11 protein-coding genes are annotated in these 9272 nt (G+C 73.2%); 7 read left to right on the forward strand and 4 right to left on the reverse strand.

The genetic code is table 11. The features are described from left to right. Positions 1-169 precede the first annotated feature (169 nt). From folB to KV557_RS29530, 4 genes are all read left to right on the forward strand, one after another. Positions 170-529 (forward strand): dihydroneopterin aldolase, encoded by a 360-nt coding sequence (gene folB, locus KV557_RS29515; RefSeq protein ID WP_218204599.1) that lies wholly within the window; start codon positions 170-172, stop codon positions 527-529. 40 nt (positions 530-569) lie between these two features. Continuing rightward, on the forward strand, positions 570-1169 hold the full coding sequence (folK, locus tag KV557_RS29520) for a 2-amino-4-hydroxy-6-hydroxymethyldihydropteridine diphosphokinase (RefSeq protein WP_218204578.1): 600 nt from the start codon (positions 570-572) through the stop codon (positions 1167-1169). A 189-nt stretch (positions 1170-1358) separates the two neighbouring features. Then, positions 1359-1847, forward strand: coding sequence for a DUF3180 domain-containing protein (locus tag KV557_RS29525; protein WP_218204579.1), 489 nt, complete (start codon positions 1359-1361; stop codon positions 1845-1847). A 122-nt stretch (positions 1848-1969) separates the two neighbouring features. After that, complete coding sequence (locus tag KV557_RS29530) at positions 1970-3130, forward strand: hypothetical protein (RefSeq protein WP_218204580.1); 1161 nt, start codon at positions 1970-1972, stop codon at positions 3128-3130. 108 nt (positions 3131-3238) lie between these two features. On the opposite strand, the gene KV557_RS29535 is transcribed toward KV557_RS29530, so the two are convergent. Both KV557_RS29535 and KV557_RS29540 read right to left on the reverse strand, forming a co-directional pair. Continuing rightward, a complete protein-coding gene (locus KV557_RS29535) occupies positions 3239-3814 on the reverse strand; it encodes a TerD family protein (protein ID WP_218204581.1) in 576 nt (191 codons plus the stop codon). Between the two features lie 124 nt (positions 3815-3938). Continuing rightward, a complete protein-coding gene (locus tag KV557_RS29540) occupies positions 3939-4436 on the reverse strand; it encodes a hypothetical protein (protein ID WP_256178120.1) in 498 nt (165 codons plus the stop codon). 68 nt (positions 4437-4504) lie between these two features. On the opposite strand from KV557_RS29540, the gene arfB reads away from it, so the two are divergent. Continuing rightward, on the forward strand, positions 4505-4939 hold the full coding sequence (gene arfB / locus KV557_RS29545; protein ID WP_218204583.1) for an alternative ribosome rescue aminoacyl-tRNA hydrolase ArfB: 435 nt from the start codon (positions 4505-4507) through the stop codon (positions 4937-4939). A 22-nt stretch (positions 4940-4961) separates the two neighbouring features. Here arfB and KV557_RS29550 read toward each other — a convergent pair whose 3' ends face one another. Then, the gene (locus KV557_RS29550) at positions 4962-5498 is read right to left on the reverse strand and encodes a flavin reductase family protein (protein WP_218204584.1); all 537 of its coding nucleotides are present in this window, start codon (positions 5496-5498) and stop codon (positions 4962-4964) included. Between the two features lie 364 nt (positions 5499-5862). On the opposite strand from KV557_RS29550, the gene KV557_RS29555 reads away from it, so the two are divergent. After that, positions 5863-7656: a GGDEF domain-containing protein gene (locus tag KV557_RS29555; protein WP_218204585.1), complete on the forward strand. Its 1794-nt coding sequence runs from the start codon at positions 5863-5865 to the stop codon at positions 7654-7656. A 144-nt stretch (positions 7657-7800) separates the two neighbouring features. Next, entirely contained in the window at positions 7801-8775 is a 975-nt protein-coding gene (locus KV557_RS29560) for a carbohydrate-binding protein (protein WP_218204586.1), read from the forward strand. A gap of 81 nt (positions 8776-8856) precedes the next feature. Here KV557_RS29560 and KV557_RS29565 read toward each other — a convergent pair. Then, positions 8857-9272: amidohydrolase family protein (locus tag KV557_RS29565; protein ID WP_218204587.1), on the reverse strand; the 416-nt coding region annotated here is incomplete at its 5' end.

A 9272-nucleotide genomic window follows, 5' to 3' on the forward strand; every position in this document is an offset into this window, starting at 1 on the left:
CCATTCCGGTGTGCGTGGCGACGGTTCGTGCCGGGTAGGACGGTCAGACGTTGTCAGCGCCCGCGGGTAGATTCGAAACGGAGTGGCGGGCCTGCCGTCCGCCTTCGCCCTGCTCGTCCGTGCCTTTCTTCGGGCGGGGCCCGTCCGACTGGGAGCAGTGATTCGTTTGCTGGACCGCGTCACCCTGCGGGGTCTGCGTGCCCGGGGCCACCACGGCGTCTTCGAGCGCGAGCGCATCGAGGGCCAGACCTTTGTGGTCGACCTCGTGCTGTACCTGGACACCCGCCCCGCCGCGTCCGGCGACGACCTCACCCGCACGGCGCACTACGGCATCGTGGCCGAGGAGGTCACCGCGATCATCGCCGGGGAGCCGGTCGACCTGATCGAGACCCTGGCCCAGCGCATCGCCGACCAGTGCCTGAAGCACGACGCGGTCGAGGAGGTCGAGGTGACCGTGCACAAGCCGGACGCCCCGATCACCGTGCCGTTCGACGACGTGACCGTGACCATCCACCGGGGGCGCGCATGACCGCCGGCGTGTACCCGGTTTCCGATGTAGAGGAATATCGATGAGCACCAGCGACCCGACCGCCTCGCCGACCACGTTCGACCTGGAGCGCCGGGTGGACAACGCCGACACGACACTGCACAGCCAGCGCTGTGCCGTGATCGCGCTCGGCAGCAACCTGGGCAACCGCCTGGACACCCTGCAGGGTGCTGTGGACGCCCTCGCCGACACCCCCGGGCTCCGGATCAAGGCCGTCTCGGCGGTCTACGAGACCGAGGCCGTCGGCGGCCCCGACGAACAGCCCAACTACTACAACGCGGTCGTGGTGCTGCGCACCTCGCTGCCCCCGCGCGACCTGCTGGAGCGCGGCAACGCGATCGAGGACGCCTTCGGCCGGATCCGGACCGTCCACTGGGGTCCGCGCACCCTGGACGTCGACATCCTGGCGTACGAGGGCGTCGTCAGCGACGACCCGCAACTGCTGTTGCCGCATCCGCGCTCGCACGAGCGGGCCTTCGTGCTCGCGCCGTGGCTGGACGCCCAGCCGGAGGCCGAGGTGCCCGGGCACGGGCAGGTCGCCGCGCTGCTGGAGAAGCTCGGCGGCCCGGACGCGCAGGGCGTCCGGCGGCGGGAGGACATCCGGCTGACGCTGCCGGAGTAGGCCCCTTCCCCGCCGCGGGCCGACCGGGTCCGCCGGGGAACTCGGGTGGGGGCCCGGCCGTACGAGTTAGGTGTCCGCCGTCCGCGCGGGTGTCCGCCCGGCCGGGCCCGGTACGGTGGCTTGGCGCCGTCGCACCGGGCCCCCGGGGCGGCCGGCCGTCTCTGGTACCCCGGGAAGGACCTCGTCCGAGTGAAGCTGCTTCGCCTCCGTCTGCTGGTCGGCATCACCGCCGCTACGACGGCGCTGTCCTGGGCCGGCGCCAAGCTGTGGGCCTCCCTGGACACGCTGCCGGCCGTGCCGGGCGCGGCGCCGGTGGTGCTGGCCGCGGTGGCGGTGATCCTGCTGGCGACCGCGATCTCGCTGCGGTCCCGGCTGAAGGCGGTGCGCGAGCGGCAGCCCGGCGCGAAGGGGGTCGACCCGCTGCTCGCGGCCCGGGCGGTGGTGCTGGGGCAGGCCAGTGCGCTGGTCTCGGCGGTGGTCACCGGCATCTACGCGGGGGCGGGGATCTACCTGCTCGGCGAGCTGGACGTGCCGGCCCGCAAGGACCAGGCCGTGACGGCCGGGCTCGCGGTGCTGGCGGGGGCGGCGGTGATCGCGACGGCGCTCTGGATCCAGCACGTGTGCAAGCTGCCGGAAAATCACGACGATCCGGGCGGCCCGGCGGCCTCGCACCGCTGAACTGGGCATTTGTCGTGATCTTGAGTGAAGTGCCGGGCACGTGCGGTAAAACTTGCGCACTGTCAAGGGCCGAAGCCGACCCTGGGCTGACACGGCCCCAATTCGCACGCTAGTTTCTTGGCATGTCTCGCGGACGCCACCGTCATTCCTCCGTCCTCGGCCGGGTCTTTCCTCCCACCGCGGCCGGCGTACTGCTCGTCGCCGCTCTGGCCGCCCTGCTTTTCAGCCAGGACACCATCCTGGTCCGCTCGGTGGGGGTTGCGGCGGTGGTCGCGACGCTCGGCTTCGCGGTCCTGCTGAAGCAGCGGGACAAGACTGCCCGGGCGGCGGCCGAGCTGTCCGCCGCGCAGCGGCTGCGCGCCGAGGAGCGCTTCGAGGAGCAGCTCGCCGAGGCCGAGTACGCGGCGGAGGTCGCCGAGGAGCGGGCCACCCGGTTCGGGCGCCGGCTGACCGCCGAGAAGTCGCGGCTGGCGAAGGCCGAGACGGAGATCGCCCGGCTGCTGCGCGAGCGGGCCGTGATGGTCGCCGAGCAGGCGCTCAAGGAGGCCGAGGCGGCCCAGCGGGCGCTGGCCGCGAGCCGGCCCAAGTACCCGGCCAGCCCGGCCGCGTTCGTCCGGGCCGGGGCCGTGCTGCGGCTGCTGGAGCGGCGGGCGGCGGCGCAGGAGGCGCAGCGCGAGCGGACGGCGGGCGCGGAGGTCGCGCTGCGGGCGCGGACGGTGCCGGCCACGCAGGCTCCGGCGCCCGCGAAGATGACGCCCGCGGTACCGGCTCCGGTGGCTCCGGCGGTGCCCACCCCGGCGCAGGCTCCGGCCTCCGCCCAGGCGCCCGCGCAGGCTCCCGCTCCCGTGAAGGCCGCGCCGGTGCGGCCGATGCTGACCGCCACGGTCGGTCAGCTGGGCGGCACGCAGGCGGCGCCCGCGGCGCCGGCCGAGCGGCAGCGTCCGCGCCCGGTGCAGTCCGGGCAGGTGCGCGGGCAGGGCTTCAGCTTCTTCGGCCGCAGTCCGGGTGCCGCGGTGCGGGCGGCGGCCCCGGCGCCGGCCGTGGGCAGCATCGCGGAGCTGAACGAGCGGACGGACCTGGCGGACGTCGTGGGCGACGAGGCGGTGGCCGCGAAGGCGCTGGCCGAGGCGCAGGCGGCCGAGGAGACGGCTAAGGCGGCGCAGGCGGCCGCGGAGCCGGAGCAGCTTGAGCAGTCGGAGCAGGGCGAGCCGACCGTGGTGGACCTGACGCCGGAGGACGAGACCGAGCTGATCCAGCTGCCGGAGCTGCGCGCCTCGCGCTGAGGCCCTGAAACGCTGAGGCCCTGGAACGCCGCCGCGGCGCGGGGAGTCGGACCGACCGACTTCCCGCGCCGCGGTGTTGTGTGTGGGGGTTGCCCCGGGAGAAAGGCGTCAGATCTGGACGCCGAAGTCCTGGGCGATGCCCGCCAGGCCGGAGGCATAGCCCTGGCCGACGGCGCGGAACTTCCACTCGCCGCCGTTGCGGTACAGCTCGCCGAAGATCATCGCGGTCTCGGTGGCGGCGTCCTCGGAGAGGTCGTAGCGGGCGATCTCGGCGCCGCCGGAGGCGTTCACCACGCGGATGTAGGCGTTGCGGACCTGGCCGAAGTTCTGCCCGCGCGCGGTGCCGTCGTAGATGGTGACCGGGAAGGTGATCTTCGCGGCCTCGGCCGGCAGGCCGGCCAGGTCGACGTTGATCGACTCGTCGTCGCCCGCGCCCTCGCCGGTGCGGTTGTCACCGGTGTGCACGACGGTGTTGTCCGGCGTGCTGGTGTTGTTGAAGAACACGAAGTGCGCGTTGGACAGCACCTTTCCGTCCGCGTTCAGAACGATGGCGCTGGCATCGAGGTCGAATTCGGCGCCGGTCGTGGTGCGGACGTCCCAGCCCAGGCCGACGGAGACCGCGGACAGCCCCGGGGCCTCCTTGGTCAGCGAGACGTTGCCACCCTTGGAGAGGCTCACTGGCATGGTGATTGCTGTCCCTTCGTTCGCTTTTCCCGGGACAACGCAATAGTGCGGCGGGTTGGTTCCGTCGACGGTCGTCAATTCTCCGGATGTGCCAACTCTGGGCAAAGGCCGGGCAATATCGGGGTCAGAGTCGACGGAACCGGCCCTGGAGCGTCCAGATGTTCGGGTTGTCGGCCAGGCCGGGGTGCATGTCGAACAGATCGGCGAGGGTGTCCTGGAGGAAGTCCCGGGCCTCGCGCCGCAGGTCGCTGTGGCGGACCACGGCCGGCGGCTCGTCGGGCAGCCAGGTCGCGGTGATCTCGACCCAGTTGAAGCGGCGGGCGAAGCGCAGCAGCTCGGTGTTCTGGGTGAAGTCGAGGTCGGCGGTCTGCACCCGGGCGGCGCGGCTGCCGTCCGGGTCGCGGTCGAGCTGCTCGGCGATGTCGCACAGCGCCCAGGCGAAGTCGAGCACCGGGACCCAGCCCCAGGCGGTGGAGAGCTCCGCGCCCTCGGCGTCGAGGTAGACGTCGCCGCAGAAGAGGTCGTACCGCAGGGCGTGCACCGAAGCCGCGCGGTAGTCGGTCTGCGGGGGGTCGGGGAAGCGGTTGGAGAGGGAGTAGCCGAGCTCGATCACACTGGCCATTGTCGGGGCTCGGAGCGCGGACCGGATAACCGGGTGACCGGGCGGGCCGGGCGCGGGATGATGGGCACATGCCCGAGCCCATCCGCGTACGGGGGTCGGTGGTCGTCCCCGACGCCGAGCTCGTCTGGCGCTTCTCGCGTTCCTCCGGCCCCGGTGGCCAGCACGTCAACACCTCCGACAGCAAGGTCGAGCTGCGCTACGACCTGGCCGCCTCGAAGGCGCTGCCCGAGGTGTGGCGCGAGCGTGCCCTGGAGCGGCTGGCGGGCCGGCTGGTGGACGGCCGGGTGCTGGTGATCCAGGCCTCGGAGTACCGCTCGCAGTGGCGCAACCGGGAGGCGGCCGCGGCCCGGCTGTCGGCTGTGCTGACAGAGGCCTGTGCGCCGCCGCCGAAGGCGCGGCGGGCGACCCGGCCGAGCCGGGGCATGGTGGAGCGGCGGCTGTTCAACAAGCGGCACCGCTCCGAGCTGAAGCAGGGGCGGCGGATTCCGCGCGGCGGGGAGTGACGCCGGGCGGCCGGCCCGGGGTTCAGCCCAGCGTGCGGTAGCCGCCGCGGAAGTAGAGCAGCGGCCGGCCGCCCGGGTTCGGGACGACGGCCTCCAGGACGCGGCCGAGCAGCAGGGTGTGGTCGCCCGCGGGTATCCGCTGCTCGGTGCGGCACTCGACGGTGGCGAGCGCGCCCTCGATCAGCGGGGCGCCGGTGCACGGGCCGCGGTGGTGCGCGGTGTCGGCGAACAGCAGCCGGTCGCTGAGCCGGCCCTTCATGGCGAAGCGGGAGCCGAGCGCCTTCTGCTCCTCGGCGAGCAGCGAGACCGCCCAGGTGTCGACCCGGGAGAGCACCTCGTCCATCCGGGAGTCCTCACGGACCGAGATCAGCACCAGCGGCGGCTCCAGCGACACGGAGAGGAAGGACGTGGCGGTCATGCCGATGTCCTCGCCGTCCTCCGGGTCGTGGACGGTCACCAGGCTCACCCCCGAGGCGAGCTGGGAGAGTGCGGCCCGGAACTCGTCGGGCGTGGCGTGGGAGGCAGCTTCGGGCTGCGGGGACGGGTGCACGTACCGCACGGTAGTCGGCGGTCGCGGGTCGCGACATCGGGCCGAGGTCGTAGGACCAGAGGCGCAGGGGTGAGGGCCGCAGCCCGGGGTTGGACTCACCCTCAGGAGTGAAGCAGGGGGCCTGCCGGGCGACAGTCGGCTTCAGCGTGCGGTCAGTGCGGTCGACCACGAGAAATGTGCTGATAACGCCTTATGTCCCGCTCTGGGGCGGATGAGCTGATTAAGAGCGCATTAGTGTCATGTGATTTAAGTCACAAGTGGTGGCCTATTGCTGACCGAGCGTGCCGAACGCTGTGCTCCCTGTGATTCAGTTCTTCTGGCAATCGGACGATAACCAATCAAGAACTATCCGAAGCAGCCGGGGAGCCCCCGCATGGAAGCCGAGTCGGAGCCGTACGTCCGTCTCGCGACCCTCCGCACCTTGCACCGGGTCGTGGCGGACCTCAACGCTGCCCGCAGCCTGGCGGGCACGCTGCAGGCCGTCGTCGAGGGCGCGGTGCACGGACTCGGCTTCGACGCCGCCGCGGTCAGCCTGGTCCGGCCGGACGGCGACCTCGTGGTGGCGGCCGTCTGGGAGCTGGAGGAGAGCGCCATGGGCGGTCCGTCCGTCCTGCTCGGCCAGGTCGGCTCCCGCGAGTCCTGGGACCGGCTGCTCGGCGTCAGCGACCACTGGGGCACCCTGCGCTTCCTCCCGTACGACCGCGGCTGGGCCGTCGCCAGCGACATCCCGCGCTGGATCGGGGACGGCCCGATGCCCGTCTACGCCAACGACTGGCACCCGGCCGACGGGCTGCTCGCCCCGATGTACAGCGCCGGCGGCGACCTGCTCGGCGTCCTCTCGGTGGACCGGCCGCGCAGTGGCAAGCGGCCCGGGGCGTGGACCCGCGAGGCGCTGGAGATGTTCTCGCTGCAGGCCTCCATCGCGATCGGCAACGCTCGCCTGCGGGCCGAGATGCAACGTGCGCTGGCCCGCCTGGAGAAGGAGCAACAGGCGCTGCGGGCCAGCGAGGAGAGCTTCCGTCAGGCCTTCGAGTACGCGCCCAGCGGGATGGCCATCACCGAGCTGCACGGCGCCGGGCGCGGCCAGCTGACCCGGGTCAACGACGCGCTCTGCCGTCTGCTCGGCCGACCACGCGCGGTGCTCCGCCAGCAGAGCTTCGCCGACCTCGTCCACCCCGAGGACCGCGCGCTGCTGGAACGCACCAGCGCCGAGAGCGGCCGGGCCGAACTGCGGCTGTCCCGGCGGGACGGCGGCTACCAGTGGGTGTGCCTGCGCAACTCGATCGTGGCGGACGCGGCCGAGGGCCCGAGCTTCCTGCTCACCCACGTCGAGGACATCGAGGAGCGCAAGCGCCACGAACTCCAGCTCGCCCACCGGGCCAGCCACGACGCGCTCACCGGCCTGCCGAACAGTGCCGAGCTGAAGGCCCGGCTGGCCCGCCGGCTCTGCCCCGAGCCGCAGGCCGTCGGCGCGGTCGCCGGGCCCGGCGAGGGGGCCTACCCGCAGCCGTACGCCGGCTACCCGGCCGACTCCTACAGCGCGCACGCCGCGTACGACGGGCTGGAGGGGGCGGACCCGTACGCCGGGCCGGTGCACGGGTACGGCGTGCCGGACGGCGGCCCGCCGCCCGCGTTCGGCCCGGCCTACGGGGAGCACGTGCACGCGGTGGTCCCGGCGGACCACGGCGAGGGCGGCGAGGTGTGGTCCGGCCCGTTCCGCTCGGGCGGCGCGGTGCCGGTGGACAAGGGGCTCGCGGTAATTTTTTGCGACCTGGACGGCTTCAAGTCGATCAACGACCGCTTCGGCCACAACGCGGGCGACGCGGTGCTGGTCGAGGTCGCCCGGCGGCTGAGCCAGGCCGTCCGGGACGGCGACACGGTGGCCCGGCTCGGCGGGGACGAGTTCGTGGTGCTGGCCGACGGCATCGGCCGCGAGGAGGCCAAGGACCTCGCCCACCGGCTGCGCAACGCGATCATCCCGCCGATGCGGATCGACGGCAGGGGGATGCGGGTCGGGGTGAGCCTGGGGATCGGCTGGGCGGGCTGCGGGATGAGCATCGAGGAGGTGCTGCACACCGCGGACGAGCGGATGTACGACGAGAAGCGGGCCCGGGGCGGGGCCGTGCGCGGGGCCCGCGGCGAGCGCTCGCACCGCCGGGCGGGCTGAGCCGGGGCGGCTCAGGTTACCGGCGGGTTGTCAAGGCCTCGTTCCGGGCTGTCGGCTCGGGCAGGTAGGGTTCGCGGGTAACGAGAGCGTCCATGACCTGCGCCGGCGGCCTGCCAGCCCGGCGGCGCGAACGCGATGGGGGAGTTGACCACCGTGACGACCGCCGGCAACAACGGAGTGCCCGAGGGCCCGGGGGGCGGTGCCCCGCAGGACGACGACCCCTTCGGCTACCTCTACCGCCCGGCCGAAGGCGCCTCCGCGCAGCCGGCCGAGCCCCAGCAGGGCGTGCCCCGCACGTCGTACAGCCGCCCGATGGAGGTCGGCCGCGCCCAGTACGGGCAGCAGCGGCCGCCGCAGCAGCCGTACCCTCCGCAGTACGGGCAGCAGCAGCCCCAGCACTTCCAGCAAGGGGCGCAGCAGCAGCCCGAGTACGGCGGCGTGCCCACCCAGCAGACCCGCTACGCCGAGCACTCCCGCCCGCAGCCGGGGGAGGACCGCCACGGCAGCAGCGGCCGGAGCAAGGGTGCGGTGATCGGCGCGGTGGCGGTGGTCGCGGCCATCGCGATCGGCGCCGGGATCGCGCTGTCCACGGGTGACCCGGACACCAACAAGAACGCCAATGGCGGCCAGCAGACCACCGCCCCGGCGACGACCGGCACGACCGCCTCCGGCGGCGCGTCCGCGACGGCCTCGCCCTCGGCGAGCGCCTCCGCCACGGGCGGTCCGGTGACCGTGGACGCGGGCCAGCTGCAGGCCCAGAACGCGCCGTCCGCCAACGCCGTCAAGGGCGCCAAGTCCGCGGACGGCAGCTACCTGACGCTCCAGCCGGGCGGTTCGGTGAGCTGGACCGGCGCGGTCGCCGCGGCCGGCACCTACAAGCTGACCGTGCACTTCAACAACGCCGGCGGCGACGTGAAGGGCGCGGCGACGGTGAACGGCAAGGACTGGCCGAGCGGTCTGCCGTTCAGGAACTACTCGCCCGGCAAGGACCCGGCGTCCTCCTGGTACACCACGTGGATACTCCCGCAGCTCCAGGCCGGGTCGAACACCATCACCATGACCGTCCCGTCCGGCGGGCCGATCCTGATCGACCAGGTCACGGTGGAGCCGAGCAGCTGAGCGAGCGCTCCTGACGCGCAGCGGCCGCCTGTCCCCTTCGGGGGAGGGCGGCCGTTGACGTCCGGTCAGGAGGCCGGGGGGTCAGACGGGCTTCATGGTGGCGAACTTGTCGCCGCCGAGGATCCACTGGCCGCGGCGCATGACGGCGACCAGATCGTAGGTGTCGGAGTCGACGACGACGAGGTCGGCGAGCTTGCCGGTCTCCAGCGAGCCGATCGTGTCGCCGAGGCCGAGGAGGCGGGCCGGGGTGGCGGACAGCGACTCGACGGTCTGGTTGAGCGTCAGGCCGTTGACGGTGATCGAGCGCTTGAACGCGACGTCCAGGGTGAGGGTGGAGCCGGCGATCGCGCCGCCCTCGACCAGGCGGGCCACGCCGTCCTTGACCTGGACCTGGAGGGGGCCGAGGGGGTAGAGGCCGTCGCCCATGCCGGCGGCGCCCATGGCGTCGGTGATCAGGGCGACGCGGTCGGCGCCGGCGGTGTTGTAGGCGAGGTCGA

Origin of the sequence: Kitasatospora aureofaciens (genome assembly GCF_019192735.1) — a bacterium.
Lineage (GTDB): Bacteria > Actinomycetota > Actinomycetes > Streptomycetales > Streptomycetaceae > Kitasatospora > Kitasatospora aureofaciens_A.

Coding starts and splice junctions, on each gene's coding strand:
- folK (WP_218204578.1), top strand. CDS start 570: ATGAGCACCAGCGACCCGACCGCCTCGCCGACCACGTTCGACCTGGAG.
- arfB (WP_218204583.1), top strand. CDS start 4,505: ATGCCCGAGCCCATCCGCGTACGGGGGTCGGTGGTCGTCCCCGACGCC.
- KV557_RS29530 (WP_218204580.1), top strand. CDS start 1,970: ATGTCTCGCGGACGCCACCGTCATTCCTCCGTCCTCGGCCGGGTCTTT.
- KV557_RS29555 (WP_218204585.1), top strand. CDS start 5,863: ATGGAAGCCGAGTCGGAGCCGTACGTCCGTCTCGCGACCCTCCGCACC.
- KV557_RS29540 (WP_256178120.1), bottom strand. CDS start 4,436: ATGGCCAGTGTGATCGAGCTCGGCTACTCCCTCTCCAACCGCTTCCCC.
- KV557_RS29535 (WP_218204581.1), bottom strand. CDS start 3,814: ATGCCAGTGAGCCTCTCCAAGGGTGGCAACGTCTCGCTGACCAAGGAG.